16 protein-coding genes are annotated in these 21,145 nt (G+C 74.6%); 3 read left to right on the plus strand and 13 right to left on the minus strand.

The features are described from left to right. Positions 1-126: 126 nt before the first annotated feature. From ACFV04_RS37355 to eccB, 6 genes are all read right to left on the minus strand, one after another. Positions 127-1,374, minus strand: a complete 1,248-nt coding sequence (locus tag ACFV04_RS37355; RefSeq protein WP_380535394.1) for a hypothetical protein — start codon at positions 1,372-1,374, stop codon at positions 127-129. Between the two features lie 162 nt (positions 1,375-1,536). Continuing rightward, complete coding sequence (locus ACFV04_RS37360; RefSeq protein WP_380346642.1) at positions 1,537-2,079, minus strand: SigE family RNA polymerase sigma factor; 543 nt, start codon at positions 2,077-2,079, stop codon at positions 1,537-1,539. A gap of 221 nt (positions 2,080-2,300) precedes the next feature. Beyond that, positions 2,301-3,587 carry a S8 family serine peptidase gene (locus ACFV04_RS37365; RefSeq protein WP_380535396.1) on the minus strand — a complete coding sequence of 429 codons (1,287 nt, stop codon included), beginning with the start codon at positions 3,585-3,587 and terminating at the stop codon, positions 2,301-2,303. Positions 3,588-3,687: 100 nt separating this feature from the next. Continuing rightward, positions 3,688-3,981: a WXG100 family type VII secretion target gene (locus ACFV04_RS37370; protein ID WP_380535398.1), complete on the minus strand. Its 294-nt coding sequence runs from the start codon at positions 3,979-3,981 to the stop codon at positions 3,688-3,690. Between the two features lie 102 nt (positions 3,982-4,083). Next, positions 4,084-4,389: a WXG100 family type VII secretion target gene (locus ACFV04_RS37375; RefSeq protein WP_380535400.1), complete on the minus strand. Its 306-nt coding sequence runs from the start codon at positions 4,387-4,389 to the stop codon at positions 4,084-4,086. A 183-nt stretch (positions 4,390-4,572) separates the two neighbouring features. Then, positions 4,573-6,273 (minus strand): type VII secretion protein EccB, encoded by a 1,701-nt coding sequence (gene eccB, locus ACFV04_RS37380; RefSeq protein WP_380535402.1) that lies wholly within the window; start codon positions 6,271-6,273, stop codon positions 4,573-4,575. Between the two features lie 372 nt (positions 6,274-6,645). Here eccB and eccE point away from each other — a divergent pair, with 372 nt between their 5' ends. The 3 genes from eccE to ACFV04_RS37395 all read left to right on the plus strand — a co-directional run bounded on the left by eccE (position 6,646) and on the right by ACFV04_RS37395 (position 11,023). Beyond that, entirely contained in the window at positions 6,646-7,866 is a 1,221-nt protein-coding gene (gene eccE / locus ACFV04_RS37385) for a type VII secretion protein EccE (protein ID WP_380535404.1), read from the plus strand. After that, on the plus strand, positions 7,866-8,633 hold the full coding sequence (locus ACFV04_RS37390; protein ID WP_380535406.1) for a hypothetical protein: 768 nt from the start codon (positions 7,866-7,868) through the stop codon (positions 8,631-8,633). The genes eccE and ACFV04_RS37390 overlap by 1 nt, the downstream gene beginning before the upstream one ends. A gap of 131 nt (positions 8,634-8,764) precedes the next feature. Next, a complete protein-coding gene (locus tag ACFV04_RS37395; protein ID WP_380535408.1) occupies positions 8,765-11,023 on the plus strand; it encodes a MinD/ParA family protein in 2,259 nt (752 codons plus the stop codon). Between the two features lie 52 nt (positions 11,024-11,075). Here ACFV04_RS37395 and ACFV04_RS37400 read toward each other — a convergent pair whose 3' ends face one another. From ACFV04_RS37400 to infB, 7 genes are all read right to left on the minus strand, one after another. Then, positions 11,076-12,020, minus strand: a complete 945-nt coding sequence (locus ACFV04_RS37400; RefSeq protein WP_360263290.1) for a bifunctional riboflavin kinase/FAD synthetase — start codon at positions 12,018-12,020, stop codon at positions 11,076-11,078. Between the two features lie 65 nt (positions 12,021-12,085). Beyond that, positions 12,086-15,727, minus strand: coding sequence for a serine protease (locus ACFV04_RS37405; protein ID WP_380535410.1), 3,642 nt, complete (start codon positions 15,725-15,727; stop codon positions 12,086-12,088). A 223-nt stretch (positions 15,728-15,950) separates the two neighbouring features. Further along, positions 15,951-16,880 carry a tRNA pseudouridine(55) synthase TruB gene (gene truB / locus ACFV04_RS37410; RefSeq protein ID WP_380346634.1) on the minus strand — a complete coding sequence of 310 codons (930 nt, stop codon included), beginning with the start codon at positions 16,878-16,880 and terminating at the stop codon, positions 15,951-15,953. 53 nt (positions 16,881-16,933) lie between these two features. Continuing rightward, positions 16,934-18,037 (minus strand): bifunctional oligoribonuclease/PAP phosphatase NrnA, encoded by a 1,104-nt coding sequence (locus tag ACFV04_RS37415; RefSeq protein ID WP_360263297.1) that lies wholly within the window; start codon positions 18,035-18,037, stop codon positions 16,934-16,936. 2 nt (positions 18,038-18,039) lie between these two features. Next, positions 18,040-18,480 carry a 30S ribosome-binding factor RbfA gene (gene rbfA, locus ACFV04_RS37420; protein WP_360263300.1) on the minus strand — a complete coding sequence of 147 codons (441 nt, stop codon included), beginning with the start codon at positions 18,478-18,480 and terminating at the stop codon, positions 18,040-18,042. Positions 18,481-18,633: 153 nt separating this feature from the next. Further along, positions 18,634-18,930 carry a DUF503 domain-containing protein gene (locus ACFV04_RS37425; RefSeq protein ID WP_360263303.1) on the minus strand — a complete coding sequence of 99 codons (297 nt, stop codon included), beginning with the start codon at positions 18,928-18,930 and terminating at the stop codon, positions 18,634-18,636. Between the two features lie 151 nt (positions 18,931-19,081). After that, positions 19,082-21,145, minus strand: a 2,064-nt coding sequence (gene infB, locus ACFV04_RS37430; protein WP_380535414.1) for a translation initiation factor IF-2, incomplete at its 5' end; no start/stop codon positions are given.

Raw genomic sequence — 21,145 nt, forward strand, 5'->3', positions numbered from 1 at the left:
AACACCCCCCCCACCTGGGGGGCCCGGCCGCCTCCCCCGCCGGGGCCCACCGCCGCGTTCACACGGCCTTCCTCGCCCGGCCGCGTCCGCCCGGCCGCCGTCCGGACCGTCGCCGCCGGCCTCCGGCTACTTCCTGGCCTTCCACACCGGGCTGACGCCGATCGCCTTCAGCTGCTCCGGAGTGAGCAGCTCCTTGCCGGCCGGGCCCTGCGAGACCGCCACCTCCATGCCGTCCGGGTGCAGGACGTTCACCATCAGCGGCATCTTCTCCTTGGCGTCCGCACCGCCCTTGGTGAGCACCTTGGTCCCGTCGGGCCCGGCGACCGCGTCCTTGAACGCCCCCGCCCACGAGTTGTCGTCGGACTTCGACCAGTTCTCCACCCGCAGCACCACCGAGCCGGTCTCCTGCCCCCGGGCCAGCTGGAAGGTGGCCAGCAGCGCGCTGCCGGTGCGGCCGGTCACGGTCACCCCCGGGGGCAGCAGCCCGGCCAGGGCGGCCTCCCGGTCCTCCAGCGACAGGCCCGGGTCGACCGCGTCGGTGTCGACGCCGTCGAACTTGACCGCCGCGACGACCCGGTCCCAGGACTTGTCGGTGACGACCGCCTTCAGCTGGTCCAGGGTGAGCGGCGGGTTGGGCCGGCTGTCGGGCGCGCCCTTCTCCCGGGCCGCGTTCCACTCGCTCACCGTGATCTCCCGGCCGTCCGGACCGGACAGCGTGGCGTCCCATTCCTTGGTGTCGGCCCGGTTGTCCGAGTACTCGTACCCCTGCTGGAGCTGGAGCCGGGAGCCGTCCGGCAGGGTGGTGACGGAGCAGGAGTCGATCCGGGCGAGCTTGAGGTCCGTCGGGCAGGTGCGCGGCTGCTCCTGCTTGGGCCGGTGCTTCTGGATGCCGATCTGGACCAGCGACTTGCCCTGGCCGTCGTCGAAGACCAGGTCCGCGCCGACGAAGGTGCCCTTCGACTGCTCGTCGTCGGTGCCGCGCCCCTTGGCCTCGGTGGTCTCGCCCTTGGGCAGCAGGGCCTGGAAGGTCGCCAGCACCTCGTCGCCGGTGACCACGGTCGGGGCCGAGGAGCGCACCGTGGTCGGGGTGGCCGCGGGGCCGCCGCTGCCGGCGGCCGTCGCCGGGCCGGAGGCCGCGCTCACCGTGCCCGTGTCCTTCGCCGCCGGGGATCCGGCCAGGTACACCGCACCGGTGCCCACCAGGGCCAGCGCGGCCGCGCCGCCCACCACGGCGGCGGTCGAACGGCGGCGCCAGCGGCTGCGGCCGCGCCGGTAGCCACCCGCTACCAGGTCGGCCTGCTCGGTGCGAAAGCCTTCACCCGTGCGGGTGAGGGCGTAGAGAAGATCGTCCTCGAACTTGTCCGGTTCGGACATGGGTGTTCACCGTCTCCTTGCGTCACGGGGTGTGGGACGTGCAGGTCGGTTCGGGAGCCGCCGCCGACCTCGGCCGCCGCCCCGGCTCGGCTCGGCGTGCGAGACGGGCGGGACGGGCGGAACGGGCGGAACGGGCTTGACGGGCGACGTCACCGGGAGGCCTCAACGGGAGGCGAGCTCGCCCAGCGAGTCACCGAGCAGGGTGCGCAGCCGGGCCAGCGCCCGGGTGGTACGGGTCCGGACGGCGCCGGAGGACACCCGCATCACCTCGGCCGTCTCCTCGACGCTGCGGTCCTCCCAGAAGCGCAGCACCAGCACGGCGCGGTCCTTGGGCGGCATCCGGCCGAGCGCGTCGAGCAGGGTCAGCCGCAGGCTGCTGTCGGTGTCCTGCCCCGCCGTCTCCGGGAGGTCGTCGGTCGGGCGCTCACCGCTGGAACGGCGGCGCTTCTGGGCGAGGAAGGTGCGCACCATGACGGTGTGGGTGTAGGCCGCCGGGTTGGCGATCCGCTCCCGTCCGCCGGTGAAGGCGCTGCGCCGCCAGAGCACGTACATCCGGCCGAGGGCCTCCTGCACGAGGTCCTCGGCGTAGTGGGTGTCGCCGCTGGTGAGCAGGCAGGCCGAGCGGTACAGGTGGCCGGTACGACCGGCGACGAGTTCCAGGAACTCGGCGTCCTTGGCCTCTCGGCCCGCCCCGATCCACCCCATGTGCGCTGCCCCCCGCGGTCCGTCCTCCCCGACACTTCATCGATGCGGTGGGCGGGCGGCGGTGTTACAGCCGTTGCGGAGCGATTTTCGCGACGCCCGGATCGGTCGGCGGCCGGGCTCGGCGGATCGGTCGACGGCCGGGGCTCGGCGGATCGGTCGACGGACCGGCCGGAGCCGTCAGCGGACGTGTCGGCGGACCCGCCGGCGCACCGGCCGGCCGGTCACTCGGCGGACTTGCGCCGGTGGTCGCGCAGCACCACGCCGCCGCCGATCAGCAGGGCGACCAGCAGCGCGCCGACACCGAGGACGTACGTCGCGGTGCGGCCGTCGCGGTCGGCCTGGGTCTCGCCGAGGCCGACCGGCTGCGGCACGATCGGCGCGGAGGCGAGCTGCACCGGGGCGTCCGGGGTGGCGACCGTCGGCGCGACATCGGGGGCCTTGGTGACGGCCTTGACCGGGTCCACCACGCCCCAGCCGACGAAGACGTCCGGGTCACGCTGGGTGCGCTGGGCGGTCTGCTCGATCCAGGCCCGCACCTGGGCCGGCTTCCAGTTCGGGTGGGCGCCGACCAGCAGCGCGGCGAGCCCGGAGACGTACGGGGCGGCGAAGCTGGTGCCGTTGTCCACGCACTGGCCGCCCCCGGGCACGGTGGACAGCATGTCGACACCGGGCGCGGCGACCTTCACGAAGGAGCCGTACTGGGAGAACGGGGCGCGCTCGTTGTTGCGGTCGGAGGCGCCGACGGCGAGCACGGTCGGGAAGGCGCCCGGGTAGGTGTCGCCCTCCTTGCCGTCGTTCCCGGTGGAGGCGACCACCACGGCGCCGGCCTGCTCGGCGTCCCCGATCGCGGTCTTGAGTTCCAGGTAGCCGCCGAACCGGGCGTCCCCGGCGCCGCGCACGTCCTGGGAGATGTTGATGACCCTGGCCTTGGCGGCGACCGCCTCGCGGATGGCCCTCACCAGCGTGGACACGTCGCCGTTGCCGTCGCTGTCGTTCTGCCGGATCGAGAGGATCTGGGCGTCGGGGGCCAGGCCGACGAAGCCGGTCCGGTCGCTCCTGCGGGCCGCGATGATGCCGGCCACCTTGGTGCCGTGGCCGACCGGGTCCTCGATGGACTTGCCCGGGATCGGTTCCTTGGTGTCCCGGTTGACCAGCAGGTTGGGACCCTCCTGGACCTTGTCGACCGCCGTCGGGGGGTTCTTGTCGAACGCGGGGTCGGTGGCCGGGACCTGGCCGGCCAGCTGCTGGTTGGTCCGGTCGACCCCGGTGTCGATGACCGCGACCTTCACGCCCTTGCCCGTGGTCCGTCCGCCCTGCCACAGCTCGTCCAGCAGCAGGCGCTGCAGCGACCACGGCACGGTCTGCACGTCGGGCGCGTTCTTGGGGCAGTCGCCCGCGGCGGCCAGTCCGGGCCCCCCGTCGGCGTACGCCGGGGCGGCGAGCGGGCCGCCCAGCACCGCGAGCGCGGCCAGTGCCGCGGCCGTCTTCCGGTACCCGCGTCCGGACACCCTGCCACCCCTCATGTCGTCCACCCCTGCCGCGCGCCGAAGGGCGGGTGCCCGGAGTCCGGGTACCCGCCCCCTGTCGTTCCCGTTCGGGAACGCCCGGTCAGTGCTGCCAGAGCTTGGCGTTGCTGTCCTCGGTGGTCCGGTAGCTCTGCGCGGCGTTCTCCAGCGAGGCGGCGATCTGCATGCAGGCCGCGTGCAGGTCGTTGGCGGACGAGTCCCACTTGGCCTGCTGGATGTTGTAGCCCTCCTGGGCCTTGCCCTGCCAGCTCTGGGCGATACGGGTGACGTCCGTCTTCAGATCGCTGAGCAGCTGCTCGATCCGGCCGGCCGAGGCCTTGACCTCCTCGGCGGCGTTGTGGACGGTCTCGAAGTTGACGAGGATGTGGTCGGACACGTTGTCTCCCTTGACGAGGGTGCGGAGCGGCCCGCGATCAGTGACAGGCACCCCGCCGAGCGGCGGTTCGGAACAGACCGGTGATCAGCGCGGGTACGGCGATCAGCCCTGGGTGTCGGCGAACATCGCCTTCTGCTCTTCCTCGGTGCTCGCGTAGTGCTTGGTGGTCTGCTCGATCGCGTGCTTGATCGCGGCCAGCGCTTCCTTGAGCGACGCGATGTCCCCGTTGACCCGGTTCTGCAGGTTCGTGTAGGCGGTCGCCGCCTGCCCCTGCCAGCCACCGACGATCCCCGTGACCGTGCCGTTCAGCTTGACCTTCTCCGCCTCGATCTTGCCGATGGCCTGCTCGATCTTGTCGGCGAAAGCCAGCATCTCCTGAGCCGTCATCATGAACTGACCCTGAGCCATGCTCCACCGTCCCCCATGAGACAACATTACGTACACGGAGGGCCTTGGAAGGCCCGCCCGCCACATCACCCGTGTGATGCCCAGCAGCACTGTAGTCGGCACACGCAGCTCACCCAACACCGAACACTGGGTAGTTAGCCAGACCATGACGCTGCGGCCAATTCCGTTGCCGCGCTTGACCGATCAGGCGTTCTGCGGCTGCGCGGCGCTCTTCGCGGTCAGCCGCGGGCCGGCCGGGACCAGGTCCGACCACTCGTGCGGAACCGGCAACGGCTGGATCCCCTGGTAACCCAACCGCGCCTGGTTGCCGCCGGTTTCGTCCTGCTGCGGCCCCGGCTGCTGACCGGACTGCTGGTCCGGCGCCCCCGGGGTCGGGGTGCCCGGCTGCGGGGTCGGCACCTTCGGGGCGCCGCTCCGGCCGGGCTGCGCGCCCGGTGTCGGAGTGGCGCCGCGGCCGCCGTCGGCATTCGCCGGAACGGCGTAGCGCAGACCGGTCTCGGTGATCAGGAAATCGGTACCCGAGCCGCCGGTGGTGTTGTTCAGCGACCGGTAGAACAGGCCGTGACCCGGGGTCACGTAGGCCGCGCCGGCGCCGTTGTTGTACGGCGCGGGGTACGAAGTCCCGGCCCAGACGCTGCGCCTGGGCGTCCGCCCGTCCTCGGCGACGCCGTCGAAGGTGCTGCACACGACCAGGCGCGCGTCCTGCCGGTCCTGCCAGTTGTTCACCGGCGCACCGGACTTCACCGGCCAGTCGGCCGCCGTGCCGGGCAGCGGGGTCTCGCTGCGCAGCGAGGAGTGGTCCAGCGGGGTCATCTCGTCACTGCGCGGGTTCTTGTCCTGGTCGTACTTGTAGAGCATCTGGTTGGCCGGGTTCTGCCGGATCAACTCCGCCTGGAACGGGGTGACCAGGTAGAGCTGGTCCTTGCCGACCACGTAGTGGCGGTCCTGGTAGTGCACCAGCCGGCCGATCCGGCGGTCGGCCGCGTTCCCCAGCGCCACACTGGAGTTGGGGTTCGCGGTGTCGGCCGCACCCTTGATCTCGGGGAAGGTGACCGGGGTGCCGTTCACCAGGGTGTCCAGCCAGTCGCGCTTCACCCGCTGCGGCACCGCGTTGGGCCCGAAGACCGCGGTGATCAGCGCCTTGCGCTCCTTGTCGTCCGACTGCGGCGAGCCGATCTCGTGCTTGCGGCCCTGCGCGTCGACCAGGTAGACCTTCGCGCCCGAGGCCGCCTGCTGACCCGGCGCCGGGGCCGCGGACACCTGCTGCTCGTCCGCCTGCTGCACCAGCATCAGCTGGTCCGGGCCGAGCATCCGGTCCTTGGCCGTCAGCGCCGCCGCGTCCTGGCCGGACGCCACGAACACCGCCTGGTTGACGGTCTCCTGCTTCTCGTCCGAGCCCGGCCGGTCGCAGACCGCCCACTTCATCGACTGGCTCGCGTTGTCCTTGGTCGGCAACTTGTCCGGCGCGTACGGGATGCCGATGGTCGGGCCGTGGTTGGGGTACCGGTCGAGCACCCCGTCGTCGACCACCACGACCTTGGCCTCGGCCGGCAGCACCAGCCGCGCCGAGGACATGTTGAGCACCTGGTGCAGCCGCTTGGTCCTGCCGTCCGGATCGGTCAGCACCACGTACCGGGTCGTCGACTGCTTGCCCTGGATGATGTTCTTGCCGTCGTCCCACTTCAGCGGGGCACTGGGCTTGAACACCCCCCAGAGCCCGAACCCGGCCACGGCCACCGCGCCGACCAGGATGCTCGGCAACACCGCCTTCACCGGACGCGGCGCGTCCTCGTCGCTCCCGCCGCCGGCGGGCAGCAGGAATGCGCCCACCGTTCGCTTGCGGGCGAAGGTGTACGCGTTCAGCTCGTCCCGGCGCGATGCCATCCTCGTCGTCCCCCTGGTCAGACGTTGTCGGACGTTGTCGGACCGACCTGCCCCGTGGTCCACCCGCCGGGCGCGAACCGGTGCGAACCCTCTACGATGCGGCAGCAGACGGTGAGTACGGTACGGGTACGGTCCGCGAACCAGCCAGCCGGGCTGTGACAACGGATCAGAGAGGGCCGCCGGGGGATGCCAAGCCAGACCGCTCCAGGACGCCGCCGCACCGCGGGCGGCGGGAGACCGCGCCGGTCCGGCCGGGCGCAGCAGGGCGGTCCGGCTGCCGAGGCGGGACCCGCCCGGTCGCAGCCGGGCCCGGGCGGCGGTGGTTCCGTCCAGGTCCGGGTCAATCCCCGACCGGGCCTACTCGGCGGCCGGTTGAAGCTCCAGCAGCTCGTCCTGGTCGAGGTCGCGGCGGCGCTGGTCGCGGTCGGCTGGACGATCAGCCGCCCGGTCGCGGCCGGCTTCGGCGCGGTCGCGCTGGTGCTGCTCGTCCTCGCCGCCGTTCCGGTGCGCGGCCGGACCGTCCCGGAGCTGCTGCGGGTGCGATCCGCCCTCAAGTCCCGCCGCAGGCAGGCCCGTACGGTGCTGCCGCCGGCCGGCACCGACCCGGCGCTGGCGCCGGCACTGGAACTCGAACCGGGACTGCGCACCTGCACCCACGCCACCGAGGCCGAGTTCGGCGGCCGCCCGGTGCGCCGGGAGACCGGCATGGTCGGTGACGGCACCTTCCTCAGCTCGGTGCTGCTCGTCCAGGCCAAGGACCAGCCGCTGCGCCCGGTGCGCACCGCGCTGCCGCTGCCGCTGGACGTCGTCTGCTCGGCGCTCACGGTGGACGACATCACGCTGGAGTCGGTGCAACTGGTCCAGCACACCCAGCCCGCCCCGGCCCCGCACCTGCCCGAGCAGTCGCTGGCCGCCCGTGCCTACCGCGAGCTGCCGGACGGCACCTCCACCCCCGGGCTGCGGCTGACCTGGATCGCCCTCAAGCTCGACCCGGAACGCACCGCGACCGCCGTGCGCGCCCGCGGCGGCGGCGAGGAGGGGGCCCGCAAGGCACTGCAGCGGGTCACCGACCAGCTGGCCGGCCGGCTCAACAGCGCCGGCTTCAACGCGACCGTGCTGGACGAGCGGGAGCTGATCGCCGCCCTGTCCATCTCCGCGTGCGCCAACCCGATCGCGGTGGCCGGCCGGCAGGGCACCGGAAGCGGCGGCGGCACCACCCGCCGCACCCAGGAGGGCAACCGGTTCTGGCGGATCGACGACCGCTGGCACACCACCTACTGGATCTCCCGCTGGCCGCAGCTCAGCCGCCCCGGCGGCTCCCCCGGCCGGATCGCCGCGCCGGACCTGGTCAACCTGATCACCGGCTCCCCGGCCCTGGCCAGCAGCTTCAGCCTGACCGCGGGGCACGGCACCGGCGGCTCGGTGACCGTCAACGGACACCTGCGGGTGACCGGACGCAGCGAGAGCGAGGTCGGCCAGGTCGGCCGCCAGGTGGAGACCAGGGCGCAGAGCGCCGGCCTCGGCCTCGTCCGGCTCGACCTGGAGCAGGCCCCCGGCATGCTCGCCACCCTGCCGCTGGGAGGAGCGTCCTGATGGCGTACCAGAGCTACCCGGCCCTCGGCCAGCAGCCCGGCGCCGAGCAGCGCCGGGTCCGGCCGCGGATCCTGCCCGGCTTCGGGCTGCGCGGCCCGCGCCGGGAGAAGCACGTGCTCGAACCGGCCGACCTCGGCGCGCTGGCCTTCCCGGTCGGCGACGACGGCGTGGTCATCGGCGTCGACCCGCAGGGGCTGGCCGCCGTACTCGGCCTCTTCCGCCCCAGCGCGTACGACCTGGTGCTGGTCGGCGGCATGTGGACAGCTCAGGTCATCGCGCTGCGCGCGGCCGCGATCGGCGCCCGGGTCGTGGTGGAGACCGCCCGCGGACAGCTGTGGGGGCCGATGGCGCAGGCCGCCGGCGGCGGCCAGCCGTGCGTGACGGTCCACCAGGTCGGCCGGCTCGGCCCGCAGGGCGCCTCGGTGGCCTCGCCGGTGCTGGTGGTGCGCGACCTCGGTGCCCGTCCGCCGCGCAGCCGGCTCTCCGCCGCGCCCTGGCAGACCACCCTGACGCTGCTGCCGTACCTGGGCCCGAACGCCGCCCGGGTACTCAACGCGGCCGACCTGGTCGGTGTGCAGCGGATCTCCCCGCAGGAGGCGGAACTGACCGGCCGGGTGCTGTCGCTCCCGCCGGAGGACGTGGCCACGCTGCCCACCCTCGGCGACGACCTCACCCTGTGGGCGACGCGGATGCGGCGTCAGTACGTGCGGGCCGTGGCCGGACAGGCCGAGCAGCAGGTGCTCGGGGGTCCGCGCCGGATGGACTGAGCGGCGGCTCGCCGCACCCGGCGGGCCACCGCGGAACCGAAGCCGCCTTCTACGGGGGTTGCCGTACGGCCTAGTCTTTGATGCGGCAACGGCACCGCTGAACAAGCGGCGGCGAACACGAGGGAGCCAGAGTGAGCAGCGATCGGGACGGCGTCTACGTCGGCGACAACGCGGCGGAGGACGACGACGACTGGTCGGACGCGCCTGATTACACTCCCCCGTCCTGGTACGTGCAGACGGAGGCCCCGGCGGCTCCGACGGCCCCGGCCGCCGCTGCCCCGGCCGTCGTGCCCGCGCCCGGCCCGGGGACGGCGGCGCACCCGACCGCCTCGGTGGCGGAACAGGCTCCGGCCGGGGCTCAGGCCCCGGCCCCGGTCCCGCACCAGGCCCAGGCACCGCTGGCCGCGCCGGAGCTGGCCCCGGCTCCGGCTCCGGCTCCCGTGGTGGAGGCCCCGTCGGCCGTGCCGCCCGCCGCCGAGCCGGCCGCCGCCCCGACGCCCGCACCCGTCGCACCGGTGCCCCCGGCGCCGCCCGTGCAGGCCGAGGCCCGGCACGTCCCGTTCCCGGCGGCCACCCCCGTCCCGGCCCCGGCGCCCGCGCCCGCCCCCGAGCAGCCGCAGGCCGCCGCCCCGGCCTGGCCGACGGCGGAGGCCCTGGCGCAGCAGCCCGCGCCCCAGCCGTACCCGGCACCGGTGGCCCCGGCGCCCGCCGCGACCGCGCAGCCGGCGCAGCCCGTCCCGCCGCAGTCCTACCCGCAGCCCCCTGTGCAGCCGGCCCCGCCGCAGCACGCGCAGCACCCGCAGCCTCCGCTCGGCCCGCAGGACCAGCAGGCCCCCTGGGACCCGCAGGCCGTGTGGGCGACCCAGCAGGCGGCGGCCCCGGCCCAGCAGGCCCCGGCCGTCCAGCAGCAGCCGCTGCCCGCCCCGCAGCCCGGTCCGGTGGACCCGCGCCAGGGCGGCTGGCCGCAGCCCGCCGCGTACCCGCCGCCGGCCCAGTCGCAGGCGGCCCAGCCCCAGCCCGGTCAGTCCCAGCCCGGTCAGCCCGTCCCGCCGCAGCAGGCCCAGCAGCCGGCCTCCGCGCAGCCCTGGCAGCAGCCGCAGGCCCCGCAGCCCGCCGCGTTCCAGCAGCCCGCCGCCCCGCAGCAGACCGCGCACGGCGCACCGCTCGGCTACACCGCCGCCGTCGAGCTGTCCTCGGACCGGCTGCTGCGCAGCCAGCCCAAGCAGCAGCGCCAGCAGCCCCGGTTCCAGTTCGGCGGAAAGGCCGCGGCGGCCGAGAAGTCCCGCAAGCTGGAGATCATCCGCACCCCGGTGATGAGCTGCTACCGGATCGCCGTGATCAGCCTCAAGGGCGGGGTCGGCAAGACCACGACCACCACCGCCCTCGGTGCGACCCTGGCCAGCGAGCGCCAGGACAAGGTGATCGCGATCGATGCCAACCCGGACGCCGGCACCCTGGGCCGCCGGGTGAAGCGCCAGACCGGTGCGACCATCCGCGACCTGGTGACGGCCATCCCGCACCTGCGCAGCTACATGGACATCCGTCAGTTCACCTCGCAGGACCTGAACTCGGGCCTGGAGATCCTGGCGAACGACGTCGACCCGGCGGTCTCCACCACCTTCAACGACTCGGACTACCGCCAGGTCATCGACGTGCTGGGCCGCCAGTACCCGATCATCCTGACCGACTCCGGCACCGGCCTGCTGTACAGCGCGATGCGCGGGGTGCTGGACCTCGCCGACCAGCTGATCATCGTCTCCACCCCCAGCGTGGACGGCGCCTCCAGCGCCTCGACCACCCTGGACTGGCTCTCCGCGCACGGCTACGCGGACCTGGTGCAGCGCAGCATCACGGTGGTCTCCGGGGTGCGCGAGACCAGCAAGATGATCAAGGTCGAGGACATCGTCGCGCACTTCCAGACCCGCTGCCGCGGCGTGGTCGTGGTGCCGTTCGACGAGAGCCTGGCGGCCGGCGCCGAGGTCAACCTCGACATGATGCGGCCCAAGGTCCGCGAGGCCTACTTCGAGCTGGCCACCCTGGTCGGCGAGGACATCGTGCGCGCCCAGCAGGCCGCCGCCCAGCAGTCCGCCTGGCAGCAGCCGCAGGCCCCGCAGCCGCAGCCCCACCAGGGCCAGGCCGCACCGGCCCCGCAGCCCGCCCCCGGTGCGCCGTGGGCGCCGCAGCCCGGCCAGGCACCGCCGCCCCCGCCCGGGTACGGCTACCCGCAGCAGCCGCAGCCCTGGCCGCCGCAGCAGGGCGCCCCGCAGCCGGGCCCCGGCTACGGCTACCCGTCGGGCCAGCCGCCGGTGCCCGCCCCGCCCGCCGAGCCGGACGGCTACCAGCCCCCGCCGCCGGGCTACGGCTACCCGCCGCAGGCACCCCAGCAGTGACGACACGGGAAGGGCCCGCCGATACGGCGGGCCCTTCCGGCGTCCGTGGGGATCAGGCCCCGTCGGTCAGCTCGCGGGCGCGCTTGACGTCGTCGGCCATCCGGTCGAGCAGCGCCTCGATGGAGTCGAACTTCTCCATCCCGCGCAGGTAGGCCAGGAAGTCCACCGCGACGTGCAGCCCGTACAGGTCCAGGCCGACCCGGTCGATGGCGTACGCCTCGACGGTGCGGGCGGTGCCGTCGAAGGTCGGGTTGGTGCCGACCGAGATCGCCGCCGGCATCCGCTCGCCGTCGGCGGTCAGCCAGCCCGCGTACACGCCGTCGGCCGGGATCGCGCTGTGCGGCACGGTCTCGACGTTGGCGGTCGGGAAGCCCAGCTCGCGGCCGCGCTGCGCGCCGCGCACCACCTCGCCCTCGACCCGGTGCGGGCGGCCCAGCACCTCGCCCGCCCCGGCCATGTCCCCGGACTCGACGAGCCGGCGGGTCAGGCTGGACGAGAACGGCTCGCCGTCCCCGGCCGCGCCGCACACCTGCAGGTCGACCACCTCGACCTCGAAGTCGTCCGCCCCGCCCAGCTCGGTGAGCAGCGCGACGTCCCCGGCGGCCCGGTGCCCGAAGCGGAAGTTGGGGCCCTCGATGACGACCCGCGCGCGCAGCGCGTCCACCAGGACCTGCCGGACGAAGGTCTCCGGGGACTCCTTCGAGAACTCGGTGGTGAACGGCAGCACCAGTACCGCGTCCACGCCGAGCTCCGCGATCAGCTCGGCCCGCCGCGGGTGCGGCGCGAGCAGCGGCGGGTGGCTGCCCGGGCGGATCACCTCGCGCGGGTGCGGGTCGAAGGTCACCACGACCGCGGGGAGGCCGAGTTCGCGGGCGCGCTCGACCGCCTGCCCGATGATCAGCTGATGCCCGCGGTGCACCCCGTCGAACGAGCCGATGGTGACGACGCTGCGTCCCCAGTCACCGGGGATCTCCTCCAGGCCACGCCAGCGCTGCACCTGACCGCTCCTTGTTCCGTACGGCGCGTACCCTCTGTACGCTCAAACGCTCAAAACCCGAACCCCTATAGCGTGCCATGCGCCTGCCCCGGCTCAGGCACCGGAATGCGGGTTGAGCGCACCGGCGGCCGCTCGGCCCGCTCGGACGCGGTCCGCTCGGCCTCGGCGGCGGCGTACTGCGGATCCCGCCCGGCCGCCGCCAGGGCCCGCATCCGGGCCAGCCGGGGACCGTCCGGCGCGGCCGGGGCGGCGTCCCGCGGCCACCGGACGAGCAGCCGGGCGAAGGCCGCGGAGCGTCCGGCGCAGCGCACCAGCAGGTCGTCGGCGCCCGGCAGCCCGGGCGTCGTCCTGGCCAGCACCGCGCGGGCCCGGGCGGGATTCTCGGCGGCGCAGTGCTCGGCCAGCCGCTCCACGACGGCGGTCAGCACCGCCGGATCGGTCTCGGTGGCGAGCAGGACGTCCAGCAGCTCGCAGCGCAGCGCGTCCGCCGCCGGGTCGGGCACCGGGACGGACAGCGCCTCGGCGAACGGCCGCCGCACCGCCGCCGTACGGACGGCCAGCGCGACCCCGAGCAGCCCCCGCAGCTCCAGCCGGTCGGCCGGGCCGGCGGCCGCGGCCCGCGCCAGGCGGCGGCCGAGGTAGTCGACCGCGACCGGACCGGCCGCCGCCGGGTGCGCCCGCAGCAGCCGGGCGGCCAGTTCGGCACCCCGCCGGACGGCCGCCGGGGCGGTGGCGTCGGCGAGCACCCGCAGCGTCTCGGCGGTGGCCGCCCCGGGCGCCGCCAGCCGGTCGGCGAGCGCGGCCAGGACGGGCTCAGGGTCGCTCTCCAGCGCCGGGGCGAGCGCGCTCGGGCCGAGGAACGCGTCAACGCCGGCCCGGTACAGGGCGAGCGCGGCCGGAAGGTGCTCGGCCCGGGTCCGCGGGTCGGCGACCAGCAGGGCCAGCGCCGCGCCGTGCAGGCCGGGCTCGTCCTCGCGGGCGAGCAGGGTCAGCGCGGTGAAGCGCAGCAGGTCGGCCCCGGCGCCGGTCGCGTACGGGGCGGTCCGCAGCGCGTGCGCGGCGGCCGCGACGTGCCGCTCGGGCCGCCGGTCGTGGCTCCAGCGGTCCACCGCGCGGCAGAGCGCGGACGGCTCCTCGACGGCGAGCACCGTGAGCAGCGCGTCGGCCCTCGGGTGTGCGGCGTCGGCCAGCGCGTCCGCCAACTCGTCGAGGGCGAGCCAGCGGTGGGCGCGCAGCAGGTCGTGCGCGAGGTCGGCGACGGTGCGGCAGCCGCCGGGGCCGGGGCGGCCCGGCAGGCCGCGTGGGTCGTCGAACCAGGCGCAGAGCAGCGGGAACACGGCAACCGGATCGCTGCGCAGCCGTTCGACCACCGCGGCGAGGAAGCGCCTGCCGGGGCCGTCGGCGGTCACCAGGCGGCGCAGCAGGGCGAGTTCGTCCTCGATCGGCAGGCCGAGGCCGGTCCAGAACGCCGGTCCGAAACGTTCGAGCCCGGTGCCCGGGAGCACCGCCTCCCCGCCGGCCGCACCGCCCTGCGCCGCGGCCCGTTCGGCGATCCGAGCAGCCAACTGGTGCAGCAGTGCCCGGTGTTCGACCGGGTCGGGGCTGGCGGCCAGCCCCGCGGTGAGCAGCCGGCCCGCCCACCAGGAGGGTTCGCTGCCGGGCGGACGCAGGTCCAGCGCGCGCCAGATCCGGTGCAGCCACGGGTCGAGGGCGGGCGCTCCCCAGGTCTCGGCCACCCGGCGCAGCGCGGCGGCGACCGGGCCGATCCGGTGCCGGGGGACGGGTTTCGCCCCGCCGGAACGGCCGGGCCCGGCCGGTGCGTCCACGGGCCCGGGGGGCGTGTCCGCGGCCTCCCCGAGCAGCAGTCGCAGCGCCGCGTCCAGGTCCAGGTGCAGGCCCTGCAGCCAGTCGGCGAACTCCCCGTGGGCGAAGCGGTACCCGGGCCCGGCGGGGACGAACAGGCCCTCGGCGAGCACCGCCCCGGCCCAGCCTCCGTCGACCGGGAACAGCTCCTCGAAGGCGGCCCGGTCCAGCCCGCCCGGCTCGCTGCCGAGCATCCGCCGCGCCGCCTCGTGGACCCGACCGGCCACCGCCGCCGCCAGGCGGCGCACCCGCCGCCGGCGCGGTCCCCCGGGCCGGGCGGTGCCCCGGCGGTGCGCGCCCGGGCGACGCGGCCGGTCGTCCTCGGTCAGCCGCTGGGCCACGCGCAGGCAGCGCAGGTCCAGGAAGGCGCCGAACAGCTCGCCGCGCCGCACCGGCCCGTCGCGCAGCCCCTCGGCCCACAGCTCCCCGGCCAGCCGTACGGCCAGCGGGTGCCGGGCGTCCTCGGCGGCAGCCGGGTGGCCGGGCGGCAGCCCGTACCGGCGGCGCGCCCGTTCCGCGGCCTCGGCCGGCAGCGGGCCGAGCCGGTGCCCGGCCAGGCTCGGCCCGTCCGGGCCGCGGCCGTCCATCCGGACGGTGGGGGCGCTGCTCAGGTCGCCGTCCGGGTGCGGCTGCTCGGGGCGGCCCGCACCTGCGGTGCCGTTCCCCCAGGTCTCGGTCGGCAGCCGCTCCCAGAGTTCCTCGCCGCAGGCGGTCAGCAGCCGCGCCCCGCAGCCGGTCAGCCACTGCCCGGCGCCGCGCAGCCAGTGCGCGTCCAGCCGTGCCGGGGCCTCCTCCGGGCCGTCCAGGACGACCAGCAGCGGCCGCCCCGCGGCCGCGCACAGCGCCGCCACCGGCTCCGGCGCGGGCGCCGGCGTGCCCAGCTCGGCCGCCGCCGCGGCCAGCGCCCGCTCCACCGGTTCGGCGAGCGAGCGGTCCCCGGCGCGCAGGTCGGCGCCGCGCAGCCAGAGGGTGGGCTGCGGGTGGGCGCCGCCGGAGCGGCGCACGGCCAGTGCGGCCAGTTCGGTGGAGCGGCCGCTGCCGGGGGCACCGACCAGCGCGGTGACGGTCGCGGCCGGGTCGTCCCCGGTCAGCCCGTCCGGCCGGTCCACCCGGTCGGCGGCCAGCCCGGCCACCCGTCCCGGTCCGGCCCCGGCGGCCGCCAGCTGGGCCGCGGTCAGTCGCAGCACCCCGGCCAGGTTGAGCGCCGGCCCGTACGCGGGCACGGCCGCCGCGTTGCGGGCCAGCAGCCCGGCCAGCGCCTCGGCGACCTCCACCCGGCCTCCGCCGACCCCCACGGCCGGCAGCGCCCCGCCGTGCCGTGGCCCCCGGACGGCGGGGGTGGCCAGCGCGACCACCGCACCGCTGCGGGCGTCCAGCACCGGCGAGCCGGCCGGCACCGTGACGCCGCCGACCACCGGCACGTCCAGCAGCAGCACCCCACCCAGCCGGTGTCCGCCGTACCCGGCGCCGGTGACCCCGAGCAGTCCGCAGCGCAGCGCGACGGCCCGGCCGTCCTCCCCGGCCAGCGCGGGCAGCAGCACCTCGTGTCCGCCCCCGACGGCGGTCACCGGCAGCGGCGGCACGGGCAGTCCGCCGACCGCGTCGGTGCGCAGCAGCGCCAGCCCGTGCTCGGGCAGCGCCAGGACGGCGTCCGGGCCGAGCACCCGGGTCTGCCCGCCGGGGGTGTGCAGGACGACCCGGTCCAGTCCGGCCACGCTCTCGTGGGCGGTGAGCACCACCCCGCCCTGCGGGTCGGCGACGAACCCTAAGCCGTGCAGCCGCCCGTTGAGATCGCGGATGCGCAGCAGGTACCGCTCCGGATCGCCCTCCGGAAACCCCGACATGACTGCCCCCTCGACCGTCGCCCGCTCACCGTCGGGAGCCTGCCCGCCGGGGCGGCGCCCCGACCGCGCCCACGCCGCTCACCACGGGCGTTCACCTCGTGCGCTCCCTCGTGCGGGTGATCCCCCGCTGCTCGGGTGAAGCGGCCCCGGGAACGGCGGAACCCCCGTCGGGATTCCCGACGGGGGTTCCGGGCAGCCGTGGGAGGCCCGGCGGTAGGAGCCGTCAGCCGACGAAGACCGCGACCGGCTTCGCCTGCCCGGCCTTCTCCTCGACCAGGGCGAGGAAACGCCCGTCCGGTCCGAAGACCGCGATCGGCCCGTCGACGCCCAGCCCGGGCGCCTTGAGCCGGGAGCCGTGCGACAGCTTCTGCGCCGAGGCCTCGTCCAGGTCCCAGCGCGGGAAGGCGGCCGCCGCGGCCTCCGCGATCGGCAGCACCTGCAGCCCTTCGGCGGGCTCGCCGGTGACCGCCGCCTCCAGCTGCTCCAGGGTGTGCGCCGACTCCACCGAGTACGGCCCGACCTTGGTGCGCCGCAGCGCGGTCAGGTGCCCGCCGACGCCCAGCCCGGCGCCCAGGTCGCGGGCCAGCGCCCGGATGTAGGTGCCGGAGGAGCATTCGACGGTCACGTCCAGGTCGATCACCGGCGTGCCGTCCTCGGCGACCGCCGCGCGCTGCGCGTGCACGGTGAAGGAGTGGATGGTGGTCGGCCGCGCCGCGAGCTCGAAGTCCTCGCCCTCGCGCACCCGCGCGTACGAGCGCTTGCCGTCGATCTTGATCGCGCTGACCTTGGACGGCACCTGCATGATCTCGCCGGTGAGCGCCGCGATCCCGGCGTCGATCGCCTCCCGGGTGACGGCGTCGGCCGGGGTCGAGGCGGTGACCTCGCCCTCCCGGTCGTCGGTGACGGTGGTCTGGCCGAGCCGGACGGTCGCCTCGTACGTCTTGGCGGTGAGCATCAGGTGGCCGAGCAGCCGGGTGGCCCGCTCGATCCCGATCACCAGCACGCCGGTGGCCATCGGGTCGAGCGTGCCGGCGTGCCCGACCTTCCGGGTCCCGGCCAGCCACCGCAGTTTGGCGACGACCCCGTGGGAGGTGATGCCCTCGGGCTTGTCGACGATCACCAGGCCGTCGGGGCCGGTGCCTTTGCGCTTCATCGGGTTCTTTCTCTGAAGACGTCGAATGACGTCGGAACAACGTCAGGAGATGATCAACGTACCGGCCGCAGCGCTTCCCGGAACCGTTCGACCACCGCGGCCACGTCCTCCCGGACGCTGAATCCGGCCGCGAACACGTGGCCCCCGCCGCCCAGTTCGGCGCAGGCCGCGGCGACGTCCACCGCGCCCTTCGAACGCGAGGAGCCGCGCAGCGTGCCGTCCGGGTCCTGCTTGAGCACCAGCGCCACCTCGGCCTCGGCCGGGCGGCGCAGGACGTCGATCAGCCCCTCGATCTCCTCGACCGTGACGCTGAACAGCGCCAGGTCCTGGTACGGCACCCAGGTCCACACCAGGCCGAGGCCGCCGGCCGCCTCCGGCTCGTAGACGGCCCGGTCGAGCGCGCCCGCGAGCACCTTCAGGTAGCCGAAGGAGGAGGTGTCCCAGAGCTGCCGGGAGATCAGGTCGTGCCGGATGCCGGTGGCCAGCAGTCGGCCGGCGAGTTCGTGGGTGGCGGGCGTGGTGGCCCGGTACTTGAACGAGCCGGTGTCGGTCGCGACGCCGGTGTAGAGGCAGGTGGCCAGGTCCCGGTCGAGCTCGACGCCGAGCCGACGCAGCAGTTCGTCGACCAGCACGGCGGTGGCCGGCGCGGTCGGGTCGATCAGCTGGTGGGTGCCGAAGCCCGGGTTGGAGGCGTGGTGGTCGAAGACCACCAGGACGGGCGCGGCGAAGGCCTTGGCGTGCAGCAGGCCGAGCCGGCTCTCCGCGGCCACGTCGAAGCAGAGCACCAGCTCGGGCACGTCCGGCACCTCGTCGGCCGGCACGATCAGCTCCTGCCCGGGCAGGAACGCCAGCGACTCGGGCACGATCTGCGGATCGTCGCCGAAGGAGACCCGCACCTGCTTGCCGAGCGCGCGCAGCGCCAGCGCGGCCGCCAGCGAGGAACCCAGTGCGTCGCCGTCCGGGCAGATGTGGCAGATCAGGTCGATCGAACGGGCCCGCCCGATCTCCGCCACCGCCTGCTGCCAGACCAGCTCGAACCCGCTCTCCTCGGCGCGCGGCCCCGGGAGCGCCGCGAGGGCACCCTCCACCGTGCTGGTGGAGGACGCCCCCGTGGTCGTTCCGGCTCGCGAGGCGGCCTGCGCCGGCTCACCCGCCATGACTACTCGTCCTCGTCGTCACGCTCGGACGCCGGGACCCGGTACGGGTCCGCGTCGCCGGCGTAGGTCGCCCCGGCGGCCTGCGTGCGCACCTCGGCGTCGGAGTGCCGGGCCCGGTCGAGCAGGTCGTCGATGTTCCGGGCGTTGTCCGGCAGCGCGTCCGCGACGAAGGTCAGCGTCGGGGTGAAGCGCACCCCGATCTTGCCGACCTCGGAGCGGATCACGCCCTTGGCGCTCTCCAGCGCGGCGGCCGTGGCCTCGCGCTCGGTCTCGTCACCGAAGACGGTGTAGAAGACGGTGGCCTCGCGCAGGTCGCCGGTCACCCGGGTGTCGGTGATGGTCACGAACCCCAGTCGCGGGTCCTTGATCCGCCGTTCCAGGGTCTGGGCGACGACCACCTGGATGCGGTCGGCGAGCTTGCGCGCCCTTGCGGTGTCGGTCACGTTGCCTCCTCGTGCATTGGGCCCGGTACCCGGGTGAGCTGCGCACCCGTCGGGGCCCACGCCCCAAAGTACCGGCCCGCGCCCGGCCTTGCGGGCGCTCTCGGTCCTGATCCGTGTGAGAACGGCGACTTCCGCCGACCGGCTCCACGGCTCTCATTCGTCGTCGTCGTTGTGGTACCGCCGCCTCGCGGAGAGGAGCTGTACCTCGGGGCGGCCGGCGACCAACCGCTCACAGCTGTCCAGGACCTCGGTGATGTACCCGGCCTCGCCGGACACCACCGCCAGACCGATCTCGGCCCGGCGGTGCAGGTCCTGGTTCCCGGTCTCGGCAGCGCACACGCTGTACTTGCGCTGCAGTTCGGCCACGATGGGCCGCACGACCGACCGTTTCTCCTTGAGCGAGTGGACGTCGCCCAGGAGCAGGTCGAAGGTGAGTGTTCCCACGAACATGTATGACAGGTCTCGCCGACCTGGAAGGCCTCGGGGGGCAGCCCGCAACCGGACTGACGCCGCTGCATCTGACTACCCCGGACCCTACACAGCGAGACCGGGGCCGGTCGACGGAAATACCACCCGTCGACCGGCCCCGGACACCACCCGCTTACGCGCGCGGCTTCTCGCGCATCTCGTAGGTCTCGATGACGTCGTCGACCTTGATGTCGTTGAACGACCCGAGCGTGACACCGGCCTCGAAGCCCTCGCGGACCTCGGTCGCGTCGTCCTTGAAGCGGCGCAGACCCTCGATGGTGAGGCTCTCCGCCACGACCTTGCCGTCGCGGATGAGGCGGGCCTTGGCGTTGCGGCGCAGCAGGCCCTCGCGGACCAGCACACCGGCGATGTTGCCGAACTTGGAGGAGCGGAACACCTCGCGGATCTCCGCGGAGCCGAGGCGAACCTCCTCGTACTCCGGCTTGAGCATGCCCTTGAGGGCGTTCTCGATCTCCTCGATCGCCTGGTAGATGACCGAGTAGTACCGGACGTCCACGCCTTCCTTGTCGGCCGCGGCGCGCGCACGACCCTCCGCGCGCACGTTGAAGCCGATGATGATGGCGTCCGAGCCCATCGCCAGGTCCACGTCGGACTCGGTGATGGCACCCACACCGCGGTGCAGGACCCGGAGCTCGACCTCCTCGCCCACGTCCAGCTTGACGAGGGCGTCCTCGAGGGCCTCGACCGAACCGGAGACGTCACCCTTGATGATGAGGTTGAGCTGCTCGATGGAGCCGGCGGCGATGGCCTTGTCCAGGTCCTCCAGGGACACCCGGACCCGACGCTGCGCGAAGGCGGCGTTGCGGTCGCGGGCCGAGCGCTTCTCGGCGATCTGACGGGCGGTGCGGTCCTCGTCGACGACGATGAAGCTGTCGCCGGCGCGGGGCACCGAGGTCAGACCGAGCAGCAGCACCGGGCGGGACGGGCCGGCCTCGGCGAGGCTGTTGCCGTTCTCGTCCAGCATCGCGCGGACACGGCCGTAGGCGTCGCCCACGACGATCGAGTCGCCGACGCGGAGGGTACCGCGCTGCACGAGCACGGTCGCCATGGCGCCGCGGCCCTTGTCCAGGTGCGCCTCGATGGCGATACCCTGCGCGTCCTGCTCGGGGTTGGCCCGCAGGTCGAGCGAGGCGTCCGCGGTCAGGACCACGGCCTCCAGCAGCTGGTCGATGTTGAGACCCTGGCGCGCGGAGATGTCGACGAACATGGTGTCGCCGCCGTACTCCTCGGCCACCAGACCGAACTCGGTCAGCTGACCGCGGACCTTGGTCGGGTCGGCGCCCTCGACGTCGATCTTGTTGACGGCGACCACGATCGGCACACCCGCGGCCTTGGCGTGGTTCAGCGCCTCGACCGTCTGCGGCATGACACCGTCGTTGGCCGCGACCACCAGGATCGCGATGTCGGTGGACTTGGCACCACGGGCACGCATGGCGGAGAACGCCTCGTGACCCGGGGTGTCGAGGAAGGTGATCGGGCGCTCTTCGCCGTTCACCATCGTCGCCACCTGGTAGGCACCGATGTGCTGGGTGATGCCACCGGCCTCGCCGGCCACCACGTTGGACTTGCGGATGGCGTCCAGCAGGCGGGTCTTACCGTGGTCGACGTGACCCATGACGGTGACGACCGGCGGGCGCGGGGCCAGCTGGTCCTCGTCGCCCTCGTTGGCACCGAAGTCGATGTCGAACGACTCCAGCAGCTCGCGGTCCTCGTCGTCCCGGCTCACGATCTCCAGGACGAAGCCCATCTCGTCCGCCAGCAGCTGCAGCGTGGCGTCGGAGACCGACTGGGTCGCGGTGACCATCTCACCGAGGTTGAACATGACGGAGACGAGCGCGGCCGGGTTGGCGTTGATCTTCTCCGCGAAGTCCATCAGCGAGGCGCCGCTCGACAGGCGAACGGTCTGGCCGTTGCCGCGAGGGAGCATCACACCGCCGACGGACGGGGCCTGCATGGCCTCGTACTCCTGGCGCTTCGCCCGCTTCGACTTGCGACCGCGCGCCGGGCGACCGCCCGGGCCACGACCGAAGGCACCCTGCGTGCCACCACGGGCACCCGGGCCACCGGGGCGACCGCCGAAGCCACCGGGACGGGGACCGAAGCCGCCGCCGCCACCCGGGGCACCGCCACCGGGACGCGGACCGCCGAAGCCGCCGCCACCCGCCGGGCGCGAGCC

This window comes from Kitasatospora sp. NPDC059599, from assembly GCF_042735125.1.
Lineage (GTDB): Bacteria > Actinomycetota > Actinomycetes > Streptomycetales > Streptomycetaceae > Kitasatospora.

Coding starts and splice junctions, on each gene's coding strand:
- ACFV04_RS37425 (WP_360263303.1), bottom strand. CDS start 18,930: ATGTTCGTGGGAACACTCACCTTCGACCTGCTCCTGGGCGACGTCCAC.
- ACFV04_RS37405 (WP_380535410.1), bottom strand. CDS start 15,727: ATGTCGGGGTTTCCGGAGGGCGATCCGGAGCGGTACCTGCTGCGCATC.
- truB (WP_380346634.1), bottom strand. CDS start 16,880: ATGAAGCGCAAAGGCACCGGCCCCGACGGCCTGGTGATCGTCGACAAG.
- ACFV04_RS37375 (WP_380535400.1), bottom strand. CDS start 4,389: ATGGCTCAGGGTCAGTTCATGATGACGGCTCAGGAGATGCTGGCTTTC.
- eccB (WP_380535402.1), bottom strand. CDS start 6,273: ATGGCATCGCGCCGGGACGAGCTGAACGCGTACACCTTCGCCCGCAAG.
- ACFV04_RS37360 (WP_380346642.1), bottom strand. CDS start 2,079: ATGGGGTGGATCGGGGCGGGCCGAGAGGCCAAGGACGCCGAGTTCCTG.
- ACFV04_RS37390 (WP_380535406.1), top strand. CDS start 7,866: ATGGCGTACCAGAGCTACCCGGCCCTCGGCCAGCAGCCCGGCGCCGAG.
- ACFV04_RS37415 (WP_360263297.1), bottom strand. CDS start 18,037: ATGGCGGGTGAGCCGGCGCAGGCCGCCTCGCGAGCCGGAACGACCACG.
- ACFV04_RS37355 (WP_380535394.1), bottom strand. CDS start 1,374: ATGTCCGAACCGGACAAGTTCGAGGACGATCTTCTCTACGCCCTCACC.